Source organism: Beijerinckia sp. 28-YEA-48, assembly GCF_900104955.1.
In the GTDB taxonomy this organism is placed as follows: Bacteria; Pseudomonadota; Alphaproteobacteria; order Rhizobiales; family Beijerinckiaceae; genus Terripilifer.
Genome location: NZ_FNSI01000001.1, coordinates 3749948 through 3773601 on the forward strand (window position 1 = coordinate 3749948; position 23654 = coordinate 3773601).

A 23654-nucleotide genomic window follows, 5' to 3' on the forward strand; every position below is an offset into this window, starting at 1 on the left:
TTGCAGTTCTCGCCATCGGGCTTAACTAGAGCCTCATGACGATGCAAGCTGGGACTGACACCACTCAGGCAACTGCGACCCTGTTGACCGGGCGGGCGGTTTTGCGCCTGAACGGCCGCGATAGCAGAGATTTCCTCAATAATCTCGTCACCAGCGACATCGAGAAGCTGCAGCCGGGCGAGGGCGGTTTCGCCGCCTTGCTTAGCCCCCAGGGCAAAATCCTGTTCGATTTCTTCGTCACCCCCGATGGCGACGGCCTGTTGATCGATTGCAATGCCGCCCAGGCGGCGGACCTGGCCAAACGGCTCGGATTCTACAAATTGCGCGCCGACGTGCGCATCAGCGACGAAAGCGCCAACCTGGCCGTGGCCGTCACAGTGGAAGAGCCACCGCCGGCCCAGGCGCTGGCCTTTCGCGACCCGCGCCATCCGGGCCTGGGCTGGCGCGTCATCGGCCCGCCCGACGAACTGGACCAGATCGGCGCTGAGGCTGGCGGCGAGGATATTTATGCCGCCCGACGCATTGCGCTCGGCGTGCCGGAAAGCGGCGTCGATTTCGCCTATGGCGACACCTTTCCCCACGAAGCCAATATGGATTGGCTGCATGGGGTCGATTTCACCAAAGGCTGCTATATCGGCCAGGAGGTGGTGTCGCGGGTGGAACATCGCGGCACGGCGCGCAAGCGCTTCGTCCGGGTCGGTTTTACCGGCCCGGCGCCAGCATCTGGCGCCGAGGTGAAGATCGGCGATGTGGTCATCGGCCAGATGGGATCGTCGGCCGGCAATACCGGGCTCGCGCTGCTGCGGCTCGATCGACTCGAGGGCGCCACCGCGCCCGTTACCGTGAATGAAACAACTTTAAGTGTGCACCATGACCGCGCCTGAGACACGCCGCCCGCGTACCCCCCGGCGCAAGCCAACCGCCCGCCCCACCCTGCCGGCCACGCTGCTGGAAGAGCCGGTCTGCGCCCATTGCGGCAAGCCGGAAGCCTTGTGCGTCTGCGACGCGATCGAGCCGATCAACAACAAGATCGAACTCCTGGTGCTGCAGCATCCGCAGGAGCAGGACAAAACGCTAGGCACAGCCCGCGTCGCCGTCACCCATCTGGCCAAAGCGACATTCCGCATCGGCCTGTCGTGGCCGAGCCTGTCGGCGGCGCTTGAGCGCGACGTCGACCCGAAGCGCTGGGCCGTGCTGCATCTGGGTGCTTCCGCCTCCGAAGACGCGCCGGCCGATCGCGACATCGCCTTGCTCGATCGCCACGGCGAACTCGCCGAAAATCAGGCGTCGGCGCTGCGCGGCCTTGAAGGCATCATCCTGTTCGATGGCTCGTGGAGCCAGGCCAAGACCTTGTGGTGGCGCAATGCCTGGGTGCTGAAATGCCCCCGGCTGGTGCTGCGCCCGACACAGGCGTCGCTCTACGGCAAGCTGCGCAAGGAGCCGCGCCGCGAAGGGCTCTCGACCTTGGAAGCGGCCGCCTTCACCCTGAGCCGGCTGGAGCGCAAGCCCGATATTGAAAAGGCCATGCTGTCGACTTTCCGGCGCATGCTGCAGCGCTATCGCTCGGCGCTGGAACCGCAGGGCGGCAAACAAGACAGCAAACCCGCCGCCTAAGCCTTTACCTACTTGTGGGTTTGACACATTTTCTTCGCGCGAAGCGGCATCCCCTTCGCGCGAAAGTGCTATAAACTTGGCACCATGCCGCCGACCAAAAAGCTCCCTGCTAAAAAGCCCGCTGCGAAGACCGCATCAAAAACCACCGTGAAGGTTGAGCCAAAAGCCAAACCAGCGGCGAAAGCCGCTGCCAAGGTTGCGGCAAAGCCTGCCGCCGGCCCAAAACCGCTGCGGCCGCCGGTGCTGCACGGCGATGGCCTCGCCCGTTGCCCGTGGCCGGGCGAAGATCCGCTCTATGTCGCCTATCACGACGAGGAATGGGGCGTGCCCGAGTGGGACAGCCGGGCGCTGTTCGAAAAGCTGATCCTTGATGGCTTTCAGGCCGGCCTGTCGTGGATCACCATCCTGCGCAAGCGCGATGCCTTCCGCAAAGGCTTCGACGGTTTCGAGCCGGCGAAGATCGCGCGCTATACACCCGCCAAAGTCGAGCGCCTGATGCAGGACGCTGGCATCGTCCGCAACCGCTCCAAGATCGAGAGCACGGTGAAGTCGGCCCGAGTTTGGCTCGACATCGAAAGCCAGCAAGGCTTCTCGAACTATTTGTGGGATTTCTTCGACGGCAAACCAATTCAAGCCGGACGCCGCCACATGGGTGACATCCCGACCGAATCGCCGCTCTCGCAGAAAATCTCGAAGGATCTGAAGACGCGCGGCTTCAATTTCTGCGGTCCGACGATCATCTATGCCTTCGCCCAGGCGGTCGGCATGATCAACGACCATCTCGTCGGCTGCCATTGCTACGAGCGCTGCGCCAAACTCGCCTATAGGCCGACACGCGGGACAACATGATGGCGCGCCGCCCTGCTGCCGCGCCGCGCGCCTTCCAACGTATGTTGTCAGGCCGGCGGCTCGATCTGCTTGACCCCTCACCGCTCGATATCGAAATCGAAGACATCGCCCACGGCCTGGCGCGGGTGGCGCGCTGGAATGGCCAGACGACGGGTCCGCATATCTTTTCCGTCGCCCAGCATTCGGTCCTGGTCGAGCGCATCGCCGCTGACCTCGATCCTGGCCTGCCGGCGCGCTGGCGCATGATGGCGCTGCTGCATGACGCGCCGGAATATGTGATCGGCGATATGATCTCGCCGTTCAAAGCGGTGATCGGCGAAGATTATAAGAGCGTCGAAGCGCGCATTCTGGCGGCCATTCATTTGCGCTTCGCCCTGCCCGCCACACCGCCGGCGGCGCTCGTCAAACTGACTAAACAAGCGGACCACGCCGCGGCCTTCATCGAGGCGACGCGGCTCGCTGGCTTTTCGATCGACGAGGCCGAGCAATTTTTTGGACGACCGAGAATCAGCGCCCGCAATATCGACGCACTCGTGTCATCAATGGACGCGACCAGTGCCAAACTCTTGTTCCTCGAACGATTCGCGGAACTCGAAACCGAAATGCACGCCACGGCGAAAGGCTGAAAAGCTAAACTGAAGGCTGAATCCATGCCCCGTATCCATGTCTGCTCGCTGGCGAAGATCGAGGACACAGTGCGCGAGACCGGCGCGCGCAGTCTCGTCACCCTGATCAACGCCGACACGCCGGTGACGCGCCCCGCCGACATTGCTTCCGAACGGCACTTGTTCCTCTCGATGTCGGACATCGTCGAACCGCTCGAAGGGCATTTCGCGCCGCAATCAACTCACGTCCAGGATCTTCTCGATTTCATCCAGCAGTGGGACCGGCGCCAGCCGTTGCTCATCCATTGCTTCGCTGGCGTCAGCCGATCGACGGCCGCCGCCTTCATCACCGCCTGCGCCTTGCTGCCGGAGCGCGACGAAAGCGAACTGGCGCAATTGATCCGCGCGCGCTCGCCGACCGCCACCCCCAATGCCCGGCTGGTGGCGCTGGCCGACCAAGCGCTTGGCCGCGACGGCCGGATGAGCCAAGCTGTCTCCGCCATTGGCATGGGCGAAATGTGCTACGAAGGCGTGCCCTTCATGCTCGAGATCGATTGACCATTGTGACGAAAGCCCCTTCACCCCGCAGCCTGCCGGTCGAGATCAATCTGACAGCGGCGATCGCGACGGTCGTCGGGGATGATCCGGCCATTCTGGTTGCCAATATCGGGCGCAATCGCGGCGAGGCGGCGCTGCCGTCCGGTCCGTTCGATCCGCTGGCGCATCGCACGCTCGACATCGGCCTGCGCACCTGGGTCGGCGAACAGACCGGCGTGCCGCTCGGCTATGTCGAACAGCTCTATACCTTCGGCGACCGCGGCCGCCATGCACAGCTCGGCGATCGCAAACCGCATGTGGTTTCCGTCGGCTATCTGGCGCTGACACGCACGGCGCAATCGAAGGACAGCGCGGCGCAGCTGGCCTCGGGCGCCAGTTTCCAACCCTGGTACGGCTTCTTTCCCTGGGAGGATTGGCGCAGCCGCAAGCCGACCATCATCGACACCAGCATCGTCCCGGCGCTGCGCAAATGGGCGGTACGCGATCCGAACCGACCGAATGCCTATGGCCTGACCCGGACGGAACGGGTGCGCATGCTGTTCGAGGACGACGGCGGCCGTTTCAACGACGAGAACGTGCTCGACCGCTACCAGCTTCTCTATGAAGCGGGCCTGGTGGAAGAAGCGCGGCGCGATGGCCGCGCCAGCCCGCTGATCGAGGAAACCGGCCCGCTCGGCGAAGCCATGCGCGACGACCACCGCCGCATCCTCGCCACCGCCATGGGCCGCTTACGCGCCAAGATGAAGTACCGGCCGGTGATTTTCGAGCTGATGCCGGAGAGTTTCACCCTCACCGCCCTGCAACGCACCGCCGAGGCGCTTGAGGGGCGGCGGCTGCATAAGCAGAATTTCCGCCGTTTCGTCGAAAACGCCGCCGTGGTGGAACCGACCGGTGGCACCTCGATCCGCACAGGCGGACGGCCGGCGGCGCTGTTCCGCTTCCGCCGCGAAGTGATCCAGGAGCGGCCGGCGGCCGGCCTGCGGGTGGGCGTGCGCGGCTAGGCTGGCCTGGGTGGCGCCCGCCGAGCGGCTCGTTTAGACAGGGAAACATCATTACTGGCTTTCCCGTCTGGAGACCCATGACCGCTCCGCTCGCCTCTGTCCGTGTGCTTGAACTCGCCCGCATTCTCGCTGGCCCCTGGTGTGGCCAATTGCTCGCCGATCTTGGCGCCGACGTCGTGAAAGTGGAGCGCAGCGGCGCTGGCGACGACACCCGCCAATGGGGTCCGCCCTTCGTCGAGGACATCAACGGCGACCCGCTCGCCGCCGCCTATTTCTATGGCTGCAATCGCGGCAAGCGCTCCATCCAGGCTGACTTCGAGACGCCGGACGGCCAGGCCCTGGTGCGCCGGCTCGCGGAACATGCCGATGTGGTCATCGAGAATTTCAAATTCGGCGGTCTGAAAAAATATGGCCTCGACTACGACAGCCTGAAGGCGATCAATCCGCGGCTGATCTATTGCTCGATCACCGGCTTTGGCCAGACCGGCCCCTATGCGCCGCGCGCCGGCTATGACTTTCTCGTCCAAGGCATGGGCGGCGTCATGCATATGACCGGCGAGCCGGACGGCCCGCCGCTGAAATCCGGCGTCGCCATCGCCGACATTTTCACCGGGCTTTACGCCGCCAATGCGGTGCAGGCAGCCCTGATCCGCCGCGCTGAAACCGGCGCAGGCGCCTATATCGATTGCGCGCTGCTCGACTCGCAGGTGGCGGTGCTCGGCTATCAGGCGTTGAACTATTTCGTCTCGGGCAAGGTCGGCCACCGTATGGGCAATGGCCATCCCAATCTCGTGCCTTACGATGTCTATCCGGTCGCCGACGGCAATATCATCATCGCCACGGGCAACGACGGCCAATATCGCAAATTGTGCGACATCCTCGGCGCGCCGGAACTCGCCACCGATCCGCGCTTTCTCGTCAACAAGGATCGCGTCGCACAGCGCATTGAATTGACGGCTCTCCTCAACGACCTGACGCGGACATTCCAGCGCAGCGATCTGCTGGCGAAGCTCGAAGCCGCCTCGGTGCCGGCGGGGCCGATCAACACGATCGTCGACGTGTTCGACGATCCGCAGGTGATCGCGCGCGGCATGCGCATCGACCAGCCCAATCCGCGCGCCAAGGGCGGCACGACGCCGGGCGTGCGCTCGGCCATCGTCATCGACGGCCAGCCCGCTGCGGCCGAACGGCCGGTGCCGGCCTTGGGCGAACACACACAGGATGTTCTCACCGACAAGGCCTGGGGAGGCTAAGCGATGGCCACGACGCCGAGCAACACCCGCACGGGCGCCCAGATCCTCGTCGATCAACTGACCATTCAAGGCGTCGACCACGTGTTCTGCGTGCCGGGCGAATCCTATCTCGCCGTGCTCGACGCCTTTCATGACGCCAAGATCAATATCACCGTCTGCCGCCAAGAAGCGGGCGCCGGCATGATGGCCGATGCGACCGCGCGCCTGACCGGGCGGCCGGGCATTGTCTTTGTCACGCGCGGCCCCGGCGCCACCAATGGCGCCCATGCGATCCATATCGCCGAGCACGATTCCGTGCCGCTGATCATGTTCATCGGCCAGGTGGCCCGCGACATGCGCGGGCGCGGCGCGTTCCAGGAGATGGATTACGAACGCACTTTCGCCTCGACAGCGAAATGGGTGACGGAGATCAACGATCCCCAGCGTATTCCCGAAGTGGTGGCCCGCGCCTTTCATGTCGCCCTGCAGGGCCGGCCCGGCCCCGTGGTGATCTCACTGCCGGAAGACATGTTGGTTGAAACGGCCAGCGTTGTTGATGCCTTGCGTGTGGAAGCGGCGCAGGCAGCGCCCGGCGCCCGCGAGCTGACACGCTTCAGCGAACTGCTGGCGCAGGCCAAGCGACCGATCGCCATTCTCGGCGGCAGCGGCTGGTCGGCGCTAAGCTGCGCGCAGTTTCGCGCCTTCGCCGAGGCTTTCGATCTGCCTGTCGTCGCCTCGTTTCGCCGCACCATGCTGTTTGATGGCGACCACGCCAATTACGCCGGCGAGTTGAGCCTGGGCGCCAATCCGGCTTTGGTGAAACGCATTCAGACCGCCGATCTTATTCTATTGATCGGTGGTCGCCTCGCGGAAGTGCCGTCGCAAGGCTACACCTTGCTCGACATACCGGTGCCGCGCCAACGTCTTGTGCATGTGCATGCGGACCCCGGCGAACTCGGCCGCGTCTATCAACCGACGCTTGCCATCAATGCCACGCCGCAAGGCTTTTGCGACGCGCTGCAGACCCTCGTGCCGCCAAAGACGATCGCCTGGAGCGCTGAGACGAAAACGGCGCGCGCCGATTATCTCGCCTTCTCCGGGCTTGATGCACCGATCCCCGGCGACGTGCAGCTCAACGAAATCATGCTGTGGCTGCGCCAACGTCTGCCGGCCGATGCCATCGTCACCAATGGCGCCGGCAATTACACCACCTGGGTCGGCCGCTATCTGCGCATCCGCCGATTTGGTGGCCTGTTGGCGCCGGTGTCGGGATCGATGGGCTATGGCCTACCGGCCGCCGTCGGCGCCAAGCGGCTGCATCCCGACAGACTGGTGGTGAGCTTTGCCGGCGACGGCTGCTTCCTGATGAACGGCCAGGAATTCGCCACCGCCGTGCAATACGACCTGCCGATTGTCGTCGTGGTGATCGACAATGGCATGTACGGCACGATCCGCATGCATCAGGAGCGGGAGTATCCGGGCCGCGTCTCGGCCACTCTGCTCAACTCGCCCGACTTCGCTGCGCTCGCGCGCGCTTACGGTGGCCATGGCGAAACGGTGGTGAAAACGGACGAGTTCGCGCCGGCTTTTGAACGCGCGATCGCTACTGGCAAGCCGGCCATCGTCCATGTCAAGATCGACCGCGATGCGAGCACGCCGGCAATGACGCTGACCAAGATCCGGGAAGCGGCTTTGAAGCGCGGCTAACGGGTTGTCGAAAACCTTGGTGTCATCCCGGACGCTTGCGCCGCAAGTGATCCGGGAACCAGGGGCCACAAGCGAATGCTGCGCGTCTTGATGCACTGAAGAAGATGCGGGCGTGATCGAACACTCTACCGCTCGCCCCTGGATCCCGGATCACGCTCCGCGTGTCCGGGATGACACCAAGGTTTTCAACAATCTGTCATTCGCTCTTCTGGGTCTTTTCCTTATCGACCTTTTCGGTCTTCGGGCGGCCCATGGCCTTCACCCGGGTCGACATGCGGATGGCGCGCCGTTCGCGCGCCCCTTCCGTCTTCGGCTGCAACAGGGCGCGATATTCATCGCGCTTGTCGTGGATCGAGGCGATGACATAGCCCATCGGCACGCCCATATCGACGAGCACCGCTTCGGCCAGCTGCAAGCTCGCCTCGATGGTCTCGGGCACAGCGTCGGTGGCTCCGATCTCGTAGAGATGGGTGGCGTGATTGGCGTCGCGGGCACGGGCGACGATCGTCAGTTCGGACTGTTCGCGATGCGCCGCCTCGACGACGAGTTCGACAGCTTTGGGCGAATCCATCGTCACGACGATGCCACGGGCGCTGCCGACGCCGCATTTCTTTAAAAATTCGGCGCGGGTCGCATCGCCCCAATAGATCTGCACCGCGGGATTGCGCTCGCGCACGTGCTGCACGAGGCGGATATCGTCGTCGATGGCGATGAAGGGAATCTTGTGGCGCACCAGCAGCTCGCCGACGAGCGTGCCGACACGGCCATAACCGACGATGATGACCTGTCCGGCGACCACATCGACAGGGGTTGAAAACTGGTCGGGCATTCTGGCTTCCGACCGGGGTGGGGCCAATTTGAACGTCAGCGCCGCGATCATCGGAATGGCGATCATCGATAAGGTGACTGCCACCATCACCTGCGCGCCCGTCACCGCTGCCACGGCGCCTTCGGCCACGGCAGCGGTCAACATGACGAAGGCGAATTCGCCTCCCGGCCCGATCAGCAACGCGGTTTCACGCGCCACCGGGCTCGCCAGCCCGATGGCACGGCCGATGCCGTAGAGCAGCAGCGCCTTGCCAGCGAACAAGGCAACGGCGAGCCCCAAGGTGGCGGCCGGCTGGCGCACCACTTGCGACAGGTCGAGCCCAGCGCCGATCGACACGAAGAACAGGCCGAGCAGCAGGCCTTTGAACGGCTCGATCGTCACTTCGATCTCGCGGCGGAATTCCGTCTCCGCCAGCAGCAGGCCGGCGATGAAAGCGCCCAGCGACATGGACAGACCGCCCATGGCGGTGGCGACGCCCGTACCGAGCACAACGAGCAGACAGGCCGCCATGAAGAATTCTGTCGAACGCGCCGCCGCCACATGATGGAAGAGCGGGCGCAGGATCATGCGGCCGACACCGACGATGACCACGAGCGCCACCATGGCTGGCAACAGCGCCGTCAGCAGGCCCATGCCGAAGCCCATATTGGTGCGCGGATCGAGCATGGCGACCATGAACAACAGCGGCGCGACCATCAGATCCTGAAACAGCAGGATCGCGAATGTGGCGCGACCGCCCGCCGTGTTCAGCCGTTTACGCTCGGCGATAACAGGCACGATGATGGCGGTCGAAGACAGAGCGAGGGCGCCGCCGATGATGAGCGCTGCTGGCGCTGGCTGGCCGAACCAGAGCGCGACAAGCGTGATCCCCAGACCCGAGAGGAAAACCTGCAGCGCGCCTAGGCCAAACACCAGTTTGCGCATGCGGTTGAGGCGCTCGAACGACAGTTCGAGGCCGATCATGAACAGGAGGAACGTGACGCCAAGCTCGGAGACCTTGGCCAGCCCCTCGATATCGGACAGGCTGATCGCGGCGATCCACGGATGCAGGTGGGCAAACCGACCGAGACCATAGGGACCAAGCAACAGACCGGCGCAGATGAAGCCCAGCACCGGTGAGATGCGCAACCGCCGGAACAACGGGACGACAACGCCCGCTGTCACGAGAAAAAGCAAAATCTCGCGATAGTCCCCGATCTCGTTGTGGGTCGCCAAAGGTCCATCCGTTTATTTGATCAGATCATACCTACATGATTCTGATGCGAATGGAATCGCAACGGACGTCTTGAAACGGCAATAAATGCGCGGGCTTTATTAAATGCGCGGAATATATCTGGAGACTTGGTCGCCCAGGGTGCCGCTCAGCGTCCGCACGCCATCGAACATCTGACGCGGCGAAGGCACATATTCGGCGACGCGCGCGACGACGCCGCGTTCATGCACCGCCACCACCGTAGCAGGGGGCGGTGCGATAGCGGCGACGCGAGACGCAGCAACTTGGGACGAGGTGATCACGGCCGGGCGCGCCGGCGGCAGAACACTCGCCACCTTCGTCGGCTGTTTTTCCCCCTTGTTGCGCAGCTTCAATTCAGCGCGGGGGACCGGCGCCACATTGGCCAGGCGCAGCGGCGGCAGCGTCGGGCCATTGAAGGCCTCGCGCGTCGCTTCGCTGACCAGCCGCTCGGGCGCGACCTTGGCTAGCGCGAACGCCGACATATCGGCGGCCAGCTTTTCTTCCTGGCGCTTCGACATGGTGCTGGGGACCTGCGCCGTCTCAACCGCAGGAGCGGGATGGAGACGACCATAGAGATTGGCGCCCCAGCCAAGAGAAGCAATTGCCGCCGCCGTGAAGAGGAGTGGCAGCGCCGCCTCGAAGGCAGACAAAGAATGTACGCCGTGCCGCATCGCACTCATGAGCAGAACCCCGATCACCGAAAGAACAGGTGCAGATTCATCGGGTTTCCGGGCGAAAATGCGGCGCGGCGCGGACGGCTTGGCGGCTTCGTAGCGGTTTTTTCCGCTGCTATGGCCGCCTCATTGGCGTTTAATGCGTCAAAATAAGAGCTTTCAGCAAATCGCCTTTCTACCGAAAGGCGATTTGCTCTAGGCCATCATCTTCCCGGCCTGCGCCACCACCTGGCTGGCCATGATCTCGATCTGCCCGGCGATCGCCGGTTCGGAACACTGGCCGTCCTTGAACTTAACCACGGCCGAATTGATCGAGACGCCGAGCGGCACATTCCAGCCGCGCAGGGCATGGCCGATCTGGCGCAGCTGCGACAGCACCGCCACCGGACCCTGATAGCCGAAGCCGACACCAATCGAACCAATGGCGCGACCGTCGAAGTAGACGCGCGCGTCCTTGTTCATTTCCTCGGTATAATCAATGGCATTCTTGACCAGGCCAGAGACGCCGCCGTGGTAGCAGGGCGAGCACAGGATGATACCGTCGGCCTTGCGCAGATCGTCGATCAGGCGGCGGCCTGCATCGGTCATCGTGCCCGGATCTGGGTCATACATCGGCAGGAGCAGGTCGTTACCGCCGTACATTTTGGTCTCGGCACCCTTGTCGCGGGCATAAGAAAGCGCCAGCGCCAGCGCCTGCTCGGACGACGAGCCGGTGCGGGTCGTTCCGCCGATACCGACAATGTAAGGCTTACGTTGTGTCATTTCCCATCCTTTTGGATATGCACTCGTTGGATATGCACTTGCCGCATATGTGCGTTCGCGCGGATTTGTCCCGTTATGCTCACATATTACGGCGGCAGCCCATTAGGAAGCCTTCGGATTCGGTCGGTCAACCATGATCCACCGCTCCCGACAGGCAGGAGCCAGATCGCGGCCAGCGCCGGGCCTAGCTGCCAAGGTTAAGAACATCTGAACCGGGGCATGGAAATTGCTGCCTGATCTCCCGCCCCGCTCCACCCGCGCGAAATCCGAACGAAAACGTCAGCGGCTGGAACAGATGCCCCTCGCCCGGCTGCCGAAGGCTGAGACGGGCGTTGCGCGCCTGTCCCGAAGCGGCACAAATCGTCCTAAAAATTACGGACAATTTGACCGAATTCGCCTACGCCCGCGTAAGATTGCTTCAAATTAAGAAAAATCAGCCGATTTTTCCTGGAACGGCCTGTGCAACGGTGCTCGCAAGATCCGTCGCCGAAGACGGATGAGCACCGAGGCCGTCATGAATTTTCCGAAACAGGCAATTCGCGATTTCGTCCCATTTACTTACGCAACAAATTCTTGGTTTCAGGACGTTTGCATTATCGGACTCGGCTATATCGGCCTGCCGACGGCAACCCTTGTCGCCTCGCGCGGCTTCAACGTGCGCGGTGTCGACATCAACCGCGGCACGGTGGCGACCATCAACGACGGGCGCTGCCATTTCCACGAGCTCGGCCTCGACGCCCTGGTGAACACCGCCGTCGAGAACGGCCATCTCTCCGCCTCGATCGATGTCGCCCCGGCCGACATTTTCATGATCTGCGTGCCGACCCCGTCCGTTCCCGATGGCCAGGGCAATAAGGTGTGCGATCTCTCCTTCGTGCTGGAAGCCGCCGAGAGCATCGCCCCGCATCTCAAATCAGGCGATCTCGTCATCGTCGAATCGACCTCGCCGATCGGCACCTGCGATCGCGTTTCCGAGACCCTGGCGCGACTGCGCACCGACCTGAGCTTCCCGCATCAGGCCGGCGACGCCTCCGATGTCGCCATCGCCTACTGCCCGGAGCGCGTCATTCCCGGCCGCATGATCACCGAACTGGTCGAAAACGACCGGGTGATCGGTGGCATGACGCCGCGCTGCGCCGACAAGGCCGCCGCGCTCTATCGCTCCTTCGTCAACGGCAAGGTGCATCTCACCTCGGCCAAGGTGGCCGAAGCGGTGAAGCTCACGGAGAACTCGTTCCGCGACGTCAATATCGCCTTCGCCAACGAACTCTCGATGTTGTTCGCCGGCCTGGGCGTCGACACCAAGGAAGTGATCGAGCTGGCCAACTGCCATCCGCGCGTCAACATTCTCAACCCCGGCCCCGGCGTCGGTGGTCATTGCATCCCCGTCGATCCGTGGTTCCTGTGGGAGAGCATGCCCGAACGGGCGCCGCTGATCCGCACGGCGCGCCAGGTCAACGACAACAAAGCCCATTACGTGCTGAACCAGATCCTCGAAGCCCATGCGGCGCACGGCGGCACGGTTGCCTGCCTCGGCCTGAGCTACAAGGCGGACGTGGATGACTTCCGCGAAAGCCCGGCTTTCGAGATCACCGAAGCGCTACACGCCAAACTCGGCGACAAGGTGATCGCCATCGATCCGTTCGCCTCGGCGCTGCTCGCCGGCAAGAAGCGGCCGGCCTTCAAAGTGACCAACGATCTCGCTGAGGCGGCCAAGGCCGATCTCGTCGTGGCGCTGGTCTCGCACAAGGCGTTCCGCGTCTACCGTCCGCGCGACGGCCAGACAGTGGTCGACACCTGCGGGCTGTTCGCCACGGCGTGATGTAGAAATTACCCAATCGCGTTTCGATCGAAACGCGATTGGGCCTATGGTTTGAAACGCAGAAGCCGCAAGGCATTCGCCGTCACCAGCACGGTCGCGCCAGTGTCGGCAAGGATGGCCATCCAGAGCGGTGTCGTCCCGGTCAGGCTGCTGACCAGAAAAATGCCCTTCAATCCCAGCGCCACCGCGACGTTCTGCCAGATATTGGTAACAGTCGCGCGCGACAGGACGATCAATTCGGCCACGCCCGTCACCCGGTTCTTGAGCAGCGCCGCGTCGGCCGTCTCAAGCGCGACATCGGTTCCGCCGCCCATCGCGATACCGACCGAGGCCGCAGCCAGCGCCGGCGCATCGTTGATGCCGTCACCCACCATGGCAACGGGCGCATCGGCTTTATAAATCGAGATCGCTTCGAGCTTGGCATCCGGTAGAAGCTCGGCGCGAACTTCAAGGCCGAGGGCTGCCGCGATGGTTCCGGCGGCGCGGGCGTTGTCGCCACTCAGCATCACGGGGCGAATCCCCAAAGCCCGCAGGCGCTCGAGTCCTTCGGCAGCGTCCGCGCGCGGCTCGTCGAGAAGCGCGATCAGCCCCATCAGGCGCTTGCCTTCGCTGACCGTCACGACCGTTTTGCCTTCGCTCTCGAGCGCGCCGATCCGTGCCCGCACTTCGTCGCTCATCGCCACGTGTTCAGCCGCATAACGCGGCGAACTGACCGAGACGAAGCCTGACTTGAGCCGCCCCATGACCGACTTGCCGGGTGAGGCAACACTGCCGCCGAACACTTTGGGAATATCGAGACCGCGCTTCTGCGCTTCAGCGACGATCGCCACACCAAGCGGATGGCTGGACCCGGCCTCGACAGCCGCGGCCTTGGCGAGGAGGTCTGTTTCCGCGCCTTCGATCGCCATCACGTCGGTCACATGCGGACGCCCCAAAGTGAGCGTGCCAGTCTTGTCGAAGGCGACGGTCTTGATCTTGCCCAACGTTTCCAATGCCGCGCCGCCCTTGATGAGCAGCCCATGGCGCGCGCCGCTGGCCAAGCCCGAGGCGATCGCCGCGGGTGTCGAGATCACCAGCGCGCAGGGGCAGGCGATCAAGAGCAGCGCCAACCCGCGATAGATCCAAGTGAACCAGTCACCATCGAGAAGCAGCGGAGGGCCGAGGACGACCAGAGCCGACACGACGATCGCGGCCGGCGTGTACCAGCGACTGAAGCGATCGATGAAACGCGCCATCGGCGCCTTTGACGTCTGCGCGTCCTCGACCATGTGAATGATGCGGGCGATCGTGTTGTCGGCTGCCGTCCGCGTGATCTCCACATGCAGCTCGCCATGCGCGTTGATGCTGCCGGCATAGACGGCAGAGCCGACCTCTTTGGTCACGGGTGCGGATTCGCCCGTCACCACGGCCTCGCTCACCTCTGATGCACCCTCCACAACGGTACCATCCGATGGGATGCGGTCGCCGGGCCTGACCACGACAATATCGCCGACGGCCAATGCTTCGGCGGAGACCGTCTCAACCTGCGAACCCCGGAGGCGACGGGCGGTGCGTGGCATCAGGTCGACCAGCGCCTTCACTCCGGCCCGGGCCCGGCTTGCAGCGACACCTTGGAGCAGCTCACCGACAGCGAACAGGAAGACGACAATGGCCGCCTCGCGCGCCTCGCCGATGGCAAGCGCGCCAGTCGCCGCGATCGACATCAGCGTCTCGATGCTGAACGGCGAGCCGGCCCGCGCCGCAGCCAGGGCGCGCCGTGCAATCGGCAACAGCCCCACCACTGTCGCGGCCATATAAGCCCAGAACGACCAGGCCGGCGCGATCTGCGATACGATGTAGGCGAGCGCCAGCAAAACACCGGTGCCGAGGACCAGCCGCCCCTTGCGCGTCGCAGGCCAGGCGCTCTTGGCATCGGGCTGAACGAAATCGTTCGCCGGAGCGGTCATTGCCGCTGGGCCAACGGGCGTGAAGCCTAACGCCTTGATCTGCGCCTCGATCGCGGCACGGGACGTGCGGTCTTCGTCCAATAAGAGCGACAACGATTCTTGGCTGTAACTGACCGAGAGTCCTGAAACACCAGGCAGGCGCTGGATGGCAGTCTCGATTTTCGCGGCACAGGAGCCGCAATCCATCCCTTCGATCCGAAGCTTAAACGCGCTCGCAGCAGCCATGGTGTCACCTCGACAAATTCAACGTGACCGCCCATATAGACCCTATAGTAACTACAGGGTCAAGCCATGAAGCATGCCATGAGGGAAGAGCATCTCGCCATCGGAGAGCTGGGGCGGCTGACGAGCACCAAGGTCGAAACCATCCGCTATTACGAGCGTATTGGCTTACTGGCCGCACCGGCGCGCACGGCAGGGAATTACCGGGCCTATGGCCCAGTTCATCTGAATAGGCTGAGTTTCATCCGCAGATCGCGCGACCTCGGCTTCTCCCTCGAACAAGTCAGAACGTTGCTGGACTTGTCCGATGATCGCGATCGCTCCTGCCAAGCCGTCGACGCCATCGCCCAGGAGCATCTGGCCGAGGTCGACCGTAAAATCGCCGATCTCAGCGCCCTGCGTCACGAGCTCAGTAGAATGATAGAGCAATGCCGCTGCGGCACCGTCGCCGACTGCCGGATCATCGAAGCGCTGTCGCCCCACATCTAAGTGCCGCGTGGTTTGGCCCGTGTCGTCGCCGTTGCCTTGGCCGGATCGTCCGGCCAGACGTGACGGGGATAACGGCCCTTCATCTCAGACTTCACCGCCGACCATGAGCCTTTCCAGAACCCCGGTAGATCGCGGGTGATCTGAATTGGCCGATGCGCCGGCGACAGCAGATGCAATGTCAACGGCACGCGCCCACCAGCCAGCGAAGGATGCTGCGACAGACCGAACAATTCCTGCACGCGCACGGCGAGCGCCGGGCCGCCTTCGGCTTCGTAGTCGACGGCGATCTGCGATCCGGTCGGCGCTTCGAAATGGGTCGGCGCTTCAATATCGAGGCGGCGACGCATGTCCCACGGCAACAATGCCTGCAGAGCCGCATCGAGATCATCGGCGGTGATGGCTGAGAGCGAGGCGCGGCCTTCGATGAAGGGCGCCAGCCAGGTTTCGGCCGATGCCGCCAAAGCCGTATCGGACAGATCCGGCCAGACGTCACCCTCGGCGCGGCGCAAAAACATCACCCGATCACGCAATTGCTTCTGCGCCTTGTTCCACGACAAGCGATCAATACCAAGCGTGGCGATGCCATTGGCCAGCACCACGGCGCTCTCAGACCCCTCGATGCTGCGCGGCTGCTCGCTCAACGCCACGGCACCGAGCCGGCGCGTGCGGCGGGCGCGGACGCTAACAGAAGCGCGATCGAAACTGATCTCGTCACGCGTCTCGATACGCGCGCCCATCAAGGCTTCGATCTCCTCGATGGTGATGACTGCCGCGGCGAGAATGCGCGAGGCGCCGGCGCGGCCAGCGATCTCGGCAATCGCCAGATAGGGCGCGCGCGCCAGCGCATCATGGGCTTCGCAGGCCGCGGCGCGACCGTTCACCATGACGAATTCGCCGAGCTTGCCACGGGCGCGAGCCACACGATCGGGAAAGGCGACGGCGATCCAGCGGCCGACATGGGCAACGTCATCGCTTGTTTCCATCGCGCCAAAGAAAGCCTGCGCCTGATCGGCCCAGCCGCGCGCCAATCGCCGCGCATCCTGCGCCCGCCCCGCCCGATCACGCCGCAGCCGCTCCACCCGCTCGGCAATATCAACACCATCGCCACCGACACCGCGTTCGACGATGACGGCGGCGATCTCCGCCGCAAGACGCGCTGCGCCGGCCCGTGCCGCCTCCAGCACCATGCGCGCCAGACGCGGCGGCAAGGGCAAGGCCCGAATACGGCGGCCTTCCGGCGTGATCGCGCCATCGTCATCGAGCGCGCCCAGCGCGCGCAACAGCGTGCGCGCCTCGGCCAGCGCCGCAGCCGGCGGCGGATCGAGCCAGCGCAATTGCATCGGATCGCGCGCACCCCATTGCGCTAGATCGAGAACCAGCGATGACAGATCGGCGCTGAGAATTTCCGGCGGTGCGAAAGGCTGCAAAGCGCCGTTCGCCGCCTCTTCCCACAAGCGATAACAAACGCCCGGTTCCGTGCGGCCGGCGCGGCCCCGGCGCTGATCGGCGGCGGCGCGCGAGACGCGCACCGTTTCCAAACGCGTCAGACCCAGATCCGGCTCGAAGCGCGGCACGCGCGCCAAACCGCTATCGATGACAACGCGCACACCGTCGATGGTCAGTGACGTCTCGGCGATGGAGGTGGCGAGCACGATCTTGCGACGACCGGGAACCGACGGCGACACCGCCAGATCCTGCGCCTTGCGATCCATGGCGCCGAACAAGGGCGCGAGATCGATCGTCGCATCGGTGATGCGTTCCTTCAAGCGTTCGGCGGTGCGTGTGATTTCGCCCTGGCCTGGTAGAAACACCAGGAGCGAACCACTGTCGGCGCGCAACGCCCGCTCGATCACCTTCACCACTTCATCCTCGATACGCGCGCGTGCATCGCGACCGACATATCGGGTTGCGACGGGAAACGCGCGGCCTTCGCTGGTGATCAGCGGCGCATCATCGAGCAATGCGCCGACACGCGCGCCATCGAGCGTCGCCGACATCACGAGAATACGGAGGTCTTCGCGTAAGCCAGCTTGCGCATCGAGCGCCAAGGCCAATCCGAGATCAGCATCGAGCGAACGCTCATGAAACTCATCGAAAATGACGGCCGCGATCCCTTCCAGCGATGGATCGTCGAGAATCATGCGAGCGAACACGCCTTCCGTCACGATCTCGATCCGCGTCGCGGCGCTGACGCGCGATTCCATGCGCACGCGCAGGCCAACCGTGGCGCCGACCGCTTCACCCAGGGTTTGCGCCATGCGCGCGGCAGCCGCGCGCGCCGCCAGCCGTCGCGGCTCGAGCACGACAATGCGACCGCCGGCTGCCCAGGGCTGTTGTGCGAGCAAGAGAGGTACGCGCGTGGTTTTACCAGCGCCCGGGGGCGCGACGAGCACCGCGCGCACGTGCGAGACCAACGCGTCGCAGAGCGCGCCGGCAACCTCGTCGATCGGGAGCGCAAAATCCATTGCCGCCAATTCAGCCAACCTCGCCCGTCAAACCTGTGCGGCTGTGTGCCAGTCCGCCCCACGTCGGGCAAGATTAATCCCAAAGCCACAAGCGAGATCAAAACCTGAGATAAATCCTAAGCGGATTGTTCTCATGGCGGTTTTCGGGCATTCCCAGGCGGGATTTGTTTCCGCCTGCGGAAAAGAGTATATCGCGGCTCTGCGAGAACTGGGCCAGACGAAACGGCGCCAGGGCTGCGTGTTTATTGTTGAATAAGGCTACCGAATGACGCCGGGCCAAGATGCGTTACCTACCGCCCCCGGCGGCCATCAGGATGCACAATCACCAAGTTCCACCGGACTGTTGGCGATGGCGTTCGGCTCCGTGGGTGTCGTTTATGGCGACATCGGCACCAGCCCGCTTTATGCGCTGCGCGAATCGCTCTTCCACGCCAGCGCTCATGGCACCGTCGGCGAACGCGATGTCATCGGCGTCGTCTCGCTGCTGATCTGGGCCCTGTTCCTGATCGTCACGGTTAAATACGTCATTTTCGTCATGCGCGCCGACAACAAGGGCGAAGGCGGCACGCTGGCGCTGATGGCGTTGGCGCAAAAAGTCATCGGCCGACGCTCCGGATATATTTTCGTGCTCGGCATTGTCGGCGCGGCGCTGTTCACCGGCGATGCGATCATCACGCCAGCGATCTCGGTGCTGTCGGCGGTCGAAGGCCTCAAGCTGGTGACGCCACATCTCGATCATTACGTTACGCTCATTGCACTCGTTATTTTGATCACCCTGTTCCTCGTGCAGAGCAAGGGAACCGCAGGCATCGCCCGTTGGTTCAGCCCGATCATGACGGTCTGGTTCGTCTGCATCGCGGTTCTCGGCCTCATGCATATCGGCGATGCGCCGCGTGTTCTGCAGGCTTTCAATCCCATCAATGCTCTCTCCTTCCTCTTCAGCCACGGCGTCATCAGCTTCGTGGTGATGGGCAGCGTGTTTCTCGCCGTCACGGGCGCGGAAGCACTCTACGCCGACATGGGCCATTTCGGCCGTAAGCCGATCCAGGCGGCATGGATTAGCTTCGTATTCCCGGCGCTGATCTTGAACTACCTCGGCCAAGGCGCTTTGATCCTCGACAATCCCAAGGCGATCGAGAATCCGTTCTTTCTGCTGGCGCCGGAATGGGCGTTGCTGCCTCTGGTGGTGCTGGCGACAGCGGCGACCGTCATCGCCAGCCAGGCCACCATCACCGGCGCTTTCTCGCTCGCTCGGCAAGCGATCCAGCTCGGCCTGCTGCCGCGCCTGGAAATCCAGCACACATCCGACACGCAGGAAGGACAGATCTACATTCCGCGCGTCAATCGCATCCTGCTCATCGGCGTCGTGCTGCTGGTGCTGATCTTCCGCACATCGAGCGCCCTGGCCTCGGCCTATGGCATCGCCGTGACCGCCTCGATGGTGGTCGATTCCTGCCTGGTCTTCTTCGTCGCCTGGCATTTGTGGCGCTGGCCGCTGGCGGGCGCGCTCCTGTTCGCGTCCCTGTTTCTGACAGTGGAACTGGCCTTCTTCGCCTCCAACATCCTGAAGCTGATGGACGGCGGCTATGTGCCCGTGTTGATCGGCGGCCTGATGATCCTGATCATGTGGACCTGGCTGCGCGGCACGCATTTTCTTGAAAGTAAAACGCGACGCGACGCCATTCCGACCCGCGACCTGATCCGGATGCTGGAAAACTCCAAGCCGATCCGCGTGCCGGGCACGGCGATCTTCCTGACCCAAGATGCCGACAGCGCGCCGTCGGCGCTCATGCACAATCTCAAACACAATAAGGTTCTGCACGAACGCGTCTTCCTGGTTTCGGTGCAGACCGAGAATGTGCCGCGCGTACCGCGCGAATATCGCTATGAGATCGAGAAACTCTCCGACGATTTCACCAAGATCCGCCTGCGCTATGGTTTTATGGAAAGCCCGCGCGTGCCGGCCGCCATGGCGTTGATGCGCAAGAGCGGATTGAAGTTCGACATCATGACGACATCGTTCTTCCTCGGCCGACGGACGCTGAAGGAATCGCCGACATCGGGCATGCCGGTCTGGCAGGATCGCTTGTTCATCGCGCTGTCGAAACATTCGGCCAATGCGACCGACTTCTTCTCGATCCCGTCCGACCGCGTCGTCGAACTGGGCGCCCAGGTCAAGATCTGATTAGAAACTGACTTTCCCTGTCCCATTCAAGGCGGACACGGACCCTGTCGGCGCGCGCAAGCTGGCGCGGGCCGATTGCAAGGCGACCAGGCATTCCCGCCCCGGCGCCAGATGAAAATAGTTATCCTGCGGCAGGAAGCCATCGGCCGCGATCACAACCGTCTGCGCCAGACGATCGGTTGTCAGCTTGAGATGGAAGCCGTCGGCCTCACGATGAAGCTCCGCCCGCAAGCCCAGATCATGGCGTGTATCGCCACGCCCCATGGGGAAATGAGTGGCTTCCTGCAACACGACGCCGCTCTCTTTATCGATCAGTCTGACCACATTGGCGTCATGCGCGGGCGGGCCGAAGCGATAGGTATAAGTCGTATCGAAGAACGCGCCGAGCAGCGTAGTCGCCGCGACGGAATAATGACCGCGCGCCGCAACCGTCACCGACTGCTCGCCGGAAGCGGCGCGGCGATGGCCCTCGGTGAGGCAGTCCAGCGTCAGCAGAACGTCAATCGGGCGGTCTGTTTCATTGACGACATGCAAGCGCAGACCATTGACGCCCTCGTCGCTGACGATCAGTTGCACGGGCGCGAAAGCGCGCTTCAAGGCGTAATAGCCTGACTTCGGTTCGCCGGAGTGATCGACCACGCCCCAGCCCAAGGCCGGCGCTAGGTCTTTCCACATCAGCACCAGGCCGCCTGCCGTGCGCGATCCGGGCCGACGCCATTCGGTGAACACCGCCTGCATCACCTCGGCGGCGGCCGCCTGTCCGATGGCGACATAGCGATCGAAATCCTGCCCCTTGAGGTGCTGTGGATCGACGTCATAGAGCAGCGTCATATAATGATGACGGATGTCCTCGAAATCCCAATCGGCACCGCGATCACGCGGCACCAGAGCTTTCCAACGTTCCAACGGCGTTGTGCCATCAAGACGTCGCTTGGCCAGCCGGGCGCGCGACGGCAGATTGGCGAAGGCGAGGCACTCGGCGGCAAAGGCGACGTCGGCGCGGCGCGCGTCGTCCAAAGGTCGGCGATAGGCGCCGACACCATAGTAATGGCCAACGCCCTGATCGACGACGAAAGGCAGCTCGCCGCCAGACGGCGAATTGACGACATAGGCAACGTCCGGCCGCCACGCGGCGACGATATCAGCCAGTTCGCCGTCGATGAAATCATTGCTCCAGCGCTCGCGCGGCAAGCCGAGCATGGCCGCCTGCTGCAGGATCTCGCTGCCGCCGCCATAGACGACGAGCGACGGCGATCCCTGACGCTGTGCGAGAAAAGCTTCCGTTTCGTGGCGCAGCTCGGCGCGAAAAGCCGCATCGCCGACCGGATAGTCGAAATTGGCGAGCATCGCGTCCTGCCAGATCATGATGCCAAGTTCGTCGGCCAGATCGTGGAAGATGCGCGGTTCATAAACCGTTGTACCGCAGACGCGAATGAGATTGATGCCGGCATCGCGCGCCAAGGTCAGTTCGCGCGCATAGACCTCGCGCGTCGCGGGAAAATCGACCAGATCAGGTGGCGACCAGCAGACGCCACGGGCGAAGACCGGTGTGCCGTTGATGCGAAAACAGAAATCACGGCCATCGGCGCCACGATCGATCGCGACACTGCGAAAGCCGATCTGCGTAACAGAGTGACGGCTGCCATCGATCTCAATCTCGAGCGGATAGAGCTGCGGCGTGCCGTGGCTGTGCGGCCACCAGGGCGCGACACCCTCGACGCGCGTGTCGAGCGACCAGCGCCCATCGCGCAATTCCGCATTCATCGTCTGGCCGGCGCAGATCCAGGCAACGGTAGCGGCCTTCATCTCGGCTGGATCGAAACTGACGCGCAGCTGTGCGCTGCCATCAGCCCATGAGGTTTGTACCTTGAGGTCGCGCAGGCGTGGGATGCGCGCTGGCAGGATATGCACCGGCCGCCATGGCCCGACGATGGCGACAGGCGGGCACCAGCCCGGCATATGGCCGAGCAGGCTGGTACGCACGAAGCGTAGTTTCTGCTCCGGGATCATCGCCACGCGCCAGCGCGCCCGCTTGCCTTCGACCTGCGACAGGCGACGGGACAGGCTGCGACAGACAAAGCTCAGGCGATGATGCCCGGTGAGCGTGACGGTGAGTTCCAGCGGCCGGAACATATTGGCTGACGAGGCCAGCTTCACATCGTCAAGCCAGATTTCTGCGAAGGTCGCGAGCCCTTCGAAGACAAGCCGCACCTCTCCCGGACCAGCCAGCGTCGCCTGATACCAAGCGTCGCAATCATGCAGAGAGGCCGCCTCGCCTGGCAAAGACAGGCCGAGATTTTTCATCACCGCCTCAGCCGGCGCCAGGGCCGCCAGATGCGCCCAGCTGGTGAGCCGCTGCGCCGCCGCCGCATCCTGACAGGCATCGGGCAAAGTCAGCGCGAACGACCAGGCGGGCGCGATGGAGGCCGCATCGCCCGTCCCTATACCAATCCCGAAAGCCGGATTCACGCGGCCGCCGATCGACGGATCATCGCCCGATCGATCATTTCCATCAGCCGATCGTAATGTTCCGCGAGCGCGGCGACAGACTGCGCCAAGCCACCGGGCCGGCGACGGGCGACCGCGCGCGCCACCTGGAATTGCAGCGCCTTCATGCCGCTCGAAATGGCGCGGGCGTGAGGCACGGCATCCGTGAAATCGACATCAGCGTGAGCCCCGAGCCAGTCGAGATGACCCGCTAAAAGTTCGAAATTGGAACCGCACTGGCGCAAGGTGTTGAAGGCATAGATGTGGAAATAGTCCGGAGGCCGGTCGAACATATCGACGACCTGCGCTTCAAAACGCGCCTCAAACTGCCGCAGCGGATTGCCTGCTGGCCGGCGCGCCAGATAGCGCCGCAGCCAATCGAACACCACGACCATATCGAGCGACTGATGCGCCGCCGGCAGTTTCACGAATTCGGTATAGGGCATCAGCATCGCCGTGCCGTCGAGCGTGCGGCCGCCCGATTGCATGATGCCGTCATAGTCCTCGCCCGAGAGAGCGGCATAGGTGGCGTTGTGAAAATAGGCGAGGCGGCGGGCGACCGGATCGATCTCGTTGATGCCGATCGTCGTCTTGCTGTGGCCGGAGCGATAGGTGACGCCACGCGTATCGGGCAGGAAATAGCCGTCGACTTCCATCATCACCAGCCGGCCACGGCCGTTCTGTTCGACGATATGCTTCTCGCATGTATCGAACATGGCGAGCTCGAAGGTCGAGAGACCATAGAGCGCTTCGATGGCTTCCAGCGGCGGCTTGAAGAAGGTGAATTGATCGCCTTCGAAATCCTGCGTCAGGGTGAAACCCATCAAGGCTTCGGGCGCACGGCCCAGCGCCGCCAGAACCTCGATCCACAGATCGGCATAGCAATTGGTTTCCGGCCAGTCGCGCTCGCCACGATGCAATGCATGGGGCGCGTAACTGTCGGCATTGAGACCAGAAATGACGGCCATCAAGA

At 63.6% G+C, this 23654-nt stretch carries 18 protein-coding genes; 11 read left to right on the forward strand and 7 right to left on the reverse strand.

All coding sequences use genetic code 11. The features are described from left to right. Positions 1-35 precede the first annotated feature (35 nt). From BLW50_RS17650 to BLW50_RS17685, 8 genes are all read left to right on the forward strand, one after another. Complete coding sequence (locus BLW50_RS17650; protein WP_090704863.1) at positions 36-884, forward strand: CAF17-like 4Fe-4S cluster assembly/insertion protein YgfZ; 849 nt, start codon at positions 36-38, stop codon at positions 882-884. Further along, positions 871-1614: a tRNA-uridine aminocarboxypropyltransferase gene (locus BLW50_RS17655; protein WP_090704865.1), complete on the forward strand. Its 744-nt coding sequence runs from the start codon at positions 871-873 to the stop codon at positions 1612-1614. The genes BLW50_RS17650 and BLW50_RS17655 overlap by 14 nt, the downstream gene beginning before the upstream one ends. 228 nt (positions 1615-1842) lie before the next feature. Further along, positions 1843-2463, forward strand: coding sequence for a DNA-3-methyladenine glycosylase I (locus tag BLW50_RS17660; protein WP_244544477.1), 621 nt, complete (start codon positions 1843-1845; stop codon positions 2461-2463). After that, on the forward strand, positions 2460-3089 hold the full coding sequence (locus tag BLW50_RS17665; RefSeq protein WP_090704869.1) for an HD domain-containing protein: 630 nt from the start codon (positions 2460-2462) through the stop codon (positions 3087-3089). Before BLW50_RS17660 ends, BLW50_RS17665 begins: the two co-directional genes overlap by 4 nt. A 24-nt stretch (positions 3090-3113) precedes the next feature. After that, positions 3114-3626, forward strand: coding sequence for a tyrosine phosphatase family protein (locus BLW50_RS17670; RefSeq protein ID WP_090704871.1), 513 nt, complete (start codon positions 3114-3116; stop codon positions 3624-3626). Beyond that, a complete protein-coding gene (locus BLW50_RS17675) occupies positions 3623-4627 on the forward strand; it encodes an NUDIX hydrolase (protein ID WP_170850219.1) in 1005 nt (334 codons plus the stop codon). Before BLW50_RS17670 ends, BLW50_RS17675 begins: the two co-directional genes overlap by 4 nt. A gap of 77 nt (positions 4628-4704) precedes the next feature. Next, entirely contained in the window at positions 4705-5880 is a 1176-nt protein-coding gene (locus tag BLW50_RS17680; protein ID WP_090704872.1) for a CaiB/BaiF CoA transferase family protein, read from the forward strand. 3 nt (positions 5881-5883) lie between these two features. Continuing rightward, on the forward strand, positions 5884-7566 hold the full coding sequence (locus BLW50_RS17685; protein WP_090704874.1) for a thiamine pyrophosphate-binding protein: 1683 nt from the start codon (positions 5884-5886) through the stop codon (positions 7564-7566). A gap of 196 nt (positions 7567-7762) precedes the next feature. Here the strand turns inward: BLW50_RS17685 and BLW50_RS17690 are convergent, their stop codons facing one another. The 3 genes from BLW50_RS17690 to BLW50_RS17700 form a co-directional block, all read right to left on the reverse strand. Beyond that, positions 7763-9610, reverse strand: coding sequence for a cation:proton antiporter domain-containing protein (locus BLW50_RS17690; RefSeq protein WP_090704875.1), 1848 nt, complete (start codon positions 9608-9610; stop codon positions 7763-7765). Positions 9611-9709: 99 nt separating this feature from the next. After that, a complete protein-coding gene (locus BLW50_RS17695; RefSeq protein WP_090704877.1) occupies positions 9710-10309 on the reverse strand; it encodes a hypothetical protein in 600 nt (199 codons plus the stop codon). A gap of 189 nt (positions 10310-10498) precedes the next feature. Further along, positions 10499-11065 (reverse strand): NADPH-dependent FMN reductase, encoded by a 567-nt coding sequence (locus BLW50_RS17700; protein ID WP_090704879.1) that lies wholly within the window; start codon positions 11063-11065, stop codon positions 10499-10501. Between the two features lie 514 nt (positions 11066-11579). Here BLW50_RS17700 and wecC point away from each other — a divergent pair. Continuing rightward, complete coding sequence (gene wecC / locus BLW50_RS17705; RefSeq protein ID WP_090709291.1) at positions 11580-12887, forward strand: UDP-N-acetyl-D-mannosamine dehydrogenase; 1308 nt, start codon at positions 11580-11582, stop codon at positions 12885-12887. Between the two features lie 44 nt (positions 12888-12931). On the opposite strand, the gene BLW50_RS17710 is transcribed toward wecC, so the two are convergent. After that, positions 12932-15058: a heavy metal translocating P-type ATPase gene (locus tag BLW50_RS17710; RefSeq protein WP_090704881.1), complete on the reverse strand. Its 2127-nt coding sequence runs from the start codon at positions 15056-15058 to the stop codon at positions 12932-12934. A gap of 78 nt (positions 15059-15136) precedes the next feature. On the opposite strand from BLW50_RS17710, the gene BLW50_RS17715 reads away from it, so the two are divergent. Continuing rightward, on the forward strand, positions 15137-15544 hold the full coding sequence (locus BLW50_RS17715) for a MerR family transcriptional regulator (protein ID WP_090709293.1): 408 nt from the start codon (positions 15137-15139) through the stop codon (positions 15542-15544). Here the strand turns inward: BLW50_RS17715 and hrpB are convergent. Continuing rightward, positions 15541-18009: an ATP-dependent helicase HrpB gene (hrpB, locus tag BLW50_RS17720; protein WP_090704883.1), complete on the reverse strand. Its 2469-nt coding sequence runs from the start codon at positions 18007-18009 to the stop codon at positions 15541-15543. The genes BLW50_RS17715 and hrpB overlap by 4 nt on opposite strands. A gap of 349 nt (positions 18010-18358) precedes the next feature. Here hrpB and BLW50_RS17725 point away from each other — a divergent pair, with 349 nt between their 5' ends. After that, on the forward strand, positions 18359-20194 hold the full coding sequence (locus tag BLW50_RS17725) for a potassium transporter Kup (protein ID WP_244544291.1): 1836 nt from the start codon (positions 18359-18361) through the stop codon (positions 20192-20194). Here the strand turns inward: BLW50_RS17725 and BLW50_RS17730 are convergent, their stop codons facing one another. Both BLW50_RS17730 and BLW50_RS17735 read right to left on the reverse strand, forming a co-directional pair. Further along, complete coding sequence (locus BLW50_RS17730; protein WP_090704887.1) at positions 20195-22663, reverse strand: glycoside hydrolase family 2 protein; 2469 nt, start codon at positions 22661-22663, stop codon at positions 20195-20197. Further along, positions 22660-23649 carry a DUF1839 family protein gene (locus BLW50_RS17735; RefSeq protein ID WP_090704889.1) on the reverse strand — a complete coding sequence of 330 codons (990 nt, stop codon included), beginning with the start codon at positions 23647-23649 and terminating at the stop codon, positions 22660-22662. Before BLW50_RS17735 ends, BLW50_RS17730 begins: the two co-directional genes overlap by 4 nt. Positions 23650-23654 lie beyond the last annotated feature (5 nt).

Excerpts from the sequence above, each read along its gene's own strand:
- BLW50_RS17650 (WP_090704863.1), top strand. The coding sequence starts at position 36 with ATGACGATGCAAGCTGGGACTGACACCACTCAGGCAACTGCGACCCTG.
- BLW50_RS17655 (WP_090704865.1), top strand. The coding sequence starts at position 871 with ATGACCGCGCCTGAGACACGCCGCCCGCGTACCCCCCGGCGCAAGCCA.
- BLW50_RS17665 (WP_090704869.1), top strand. The coding sequence starts at position 2,460 with ATGATGGCGCGCCGCCCTGCTGCCGCGCCGCGCGCCTTCCAACGTATG.
- BLW50_RS17670 (WP_090704871.1), top strand. The coding sequence starts at position 3,114 with ATGCCCCGTATCCATGTCTGCTCGCTGGCGAAGATCGAGGACACAGTG.
- BLW50_RS17680 (WP_090704872.1), top strand. The coding sequence starts at position 4,705 with ATGACCGCTCCGCTCGCCTCTGTCCGTGTGCTTGAACTCGCCCGCATT.
- BLW50_RS17685 (WP_090704874.1), top strand. The coding sequence starts at position 5,884 with ATGGCCACGACGCCGAGCAACACCCGCACGGGCGCCCAGATCCTCGTC.
- BLW50_RS17695 (WP_090704877.1), bottom strand. The coding sequence starts at position 10,309 with ATGAGTGCGATGCGGCACGGCGTACATTCTTTGTCTGCCTTCGAGGCG.
- BLW50_RS17700 (WP_090704879.1), bottom strand. The coding sequence starts at position 11,065 with ATGACACAACGTAAGCCTTACATTGTCGGTATCGGCGGAACGACCCGC.
- wecC (WP_090709291.1), top strand. The coding sequence starts at position 11,580 with ATGAATTTTCCGAAACAGGCAATTCGCGATTTCGTCCCATTTACTTAC.
- BLW50_RS17710 (WP_090704881.1), bottom strand. The coding sequence starts at position 15,058 with ATGGCTGCTGCGAGCGCGTTTAAGCTTCGGATCGAAGGGATGGATTGC.
- BLW50_RS17715 (WP_090709293.1), top strand. The coding sequence starts at position 15,137 with ATGAGGGAAGAGCATCTCGCCATCGGAGAGCTGGGGCGGCTGACGAGC.
- hrpB (WP_090704883.1), bottom strand. The coding sequence starts at position 18,009 with ATGGATTTTGCGCTCCCGATCGACGAGGTTGCCGGCGCGCTCTGCGAC.
- BLW50_RS17725 (WP_244544291.1), top strand. The coding sequence starts at position 18,359 with ATGGCGTTCGGCTCCGTGGGTGTCGTTTATGGCGACATCGGCACCAGC.
- BLW50_RS17735 (WP_090704889.1), bottom strand. The coding sequence starts at position 23,649 with ATGGCCGTCATTTCTGGTCTCAATGCCGACAGTTACGCGCCCCATGCA.